1 protein-coding gene is annotated in these 1,861 nt (G+C 72.4%); it reads left to right on the plus strand.

Annotated features, from left to right (window positions below; all coding sequences use genetic code 11):
* Nucleotides 1-162: 162 nt before the first annotated feature.
* The coding region (locus GJ695_RS29320; protein WP_154370605.1) for a xanthine dehydrogenase family protein molybdopterin-binding subunit at nt 163-1,861 on the plus strand (1,699 nt) is incomplete at its 3' end.

Genomic DNA, 1,861 nt, shown 5'->3' on the forward strand with positions numbered 1-1,861 from the left:
CAGCCGGCAGGCGGCGCAGCTGCTGCTGGCCGGCGCGCGCGGCTTCGACGGCAACCGCTTCAAGATCGAACTGGCGCAGCGCGCCGTGGTGCGCGCCATCCGCCGCGCGGCGGCCGGCACGGCGCAGGCGGGCGGCAACGACACACTGACAGGGGAGCGGGCATGAGCGAGGCAAAGCAGGATGTGGTGGTGGGGCGCGGCATGGACCGCGTCGACGGCCGCCTGAAGGTCACCGGCGCGGCGACGTTCACCGCCGAGCACAAGCTGCCACGGCTGGCGCAGGCGGTGATGGTGCAGAGTACGATCGCAAAGGGGAAGATCGCCGCCATCGACACGGCGGCGGCCGCCGCCATGCCGGGCGTGCGGCTGGTGCTGACGCACCGTAACGCGCTCAAGCTGCCCAAGCCGAAACCGCCGGACGCCAAGGACCAGCCGCCGCCGGTCAAGCTGAATCTGCTGCAGGACGATGTGGTCAACTACAACGGCCAGCCCATCGCGGTGGTGGTGGCCGATACGCTGGAGCAGGCGCAGGCGGCCGCGCGGCGCATCAAGGTGCGCTATGCGGCGGCCACCGGCGCGCAAGCGGCGGCGCTGGACTTCCGCCAGGCGGCGCGCCATCCGCGGCGGCCGAAGGAGCAGCCGGACCGCCCCAACGACAGCAACCGCGGCAACGTCGCCGCCGGGCTCAAAGGCGCGGCGGCGACGGTCGATGCGGTGTACACGACGCCGCTGGAGAACCACAATCCGATGGAGCCGCACGCCACCATCGCGGCTTGGGATGGCGACAGCCTGACGCTGTATGACTCGACGCAGAACGTGTCGGGCGTGAAGAAGAGCGCGGCGCGCACCTTCGGCATCGCGCCGGCGCAGGTGCGGGTGATCTGCCCCTTCGTCGGCGGCGGCTTTGGCAGCAAGGGCACGGCGTGGTCGCACGTGATGCTGGCGGCGCTGGCGGCGCGTCAGGCCGGCTGTCCGGTCAAGCTGGCGCTGGAACGCACGCAGATGTTCGCGCCGGTCGGCGCGCGGCCGATGACCGAGCAGCGCCTGCAGCTGGGCGCGGCGGCCGACGGCACGCTGGCGGCGGTGCGCCATGCGTCGCTGTCGAGCAGCGCGGTGCAGGATGAATTCGTCGAGCCGTGCACGCTGCTGACGCGCATGCTGTACCAGGCGGAGAACGCGCAGACGTCGCAGCGGCTGGCGGTGCTCAATCTCGGCGTGCCGACCTATATGCGGGCGCCGGGCGAATCGAGCGGCAGCTTTGCGCTGGAGTCGGCGCTTGACGAGCTGGCGTATTCGCTGAAGATGGACCCGCTGGCGCTGCGGCTGCGCAATTACGCCGAGACCGATCCGGACAAGCAGCTGCCGTGGTCGGGCAAGGCGCTGCGCGAGTGCTACCGCGAGGCGGCGGCGCGCTTCGGCTGGTCGCGCAGGAATCCGGAGCCGCGTTCGATGCGCGCCGGCGAGCAGCTGGTCGGCTGGGGTATGGCGACCGCCACCTATCCGGCCAACCGGCAGCCGGCCAAGGCCTCGGCCACTTTGCTGGCCGATGGCACGGCGGTGGTGCGCAGCGGCACGCACGATCTGGGCACCGGCACCTACACGGTGATGAGCCAGGTGGCGGCCGATGCGCTCGGGCTGGCGGTGGAGAAGGTGCGCTTCGAGCTGGGCGACACCACGCTGCCGGAGGCGCCGGTGTCGGGCGGTTCGATGAGCGTGGCCAGCGTGGGGCCGGCGGTGCAGGCCGCGTGCGCGGCGGTGCGCGCCAAGGCGGTGGCGCTGGCGGTGGCCGACCGCGATTCGCCGCTGTACGGCGCCGATCCGGCTGCGGTGACGGTGGAGCAGGGCTGGCTGACAGGCGGCG

Origin of the sequence: Duganella alba (assembly GCF_009674495.1) — a bacterium.
Lineage (GTDB): Bacteria > Pseudomonadota > Gammaproteobacteria > Burkholderiales > Burkholderiaceae_D > Rugamonas > Rugamonas alba.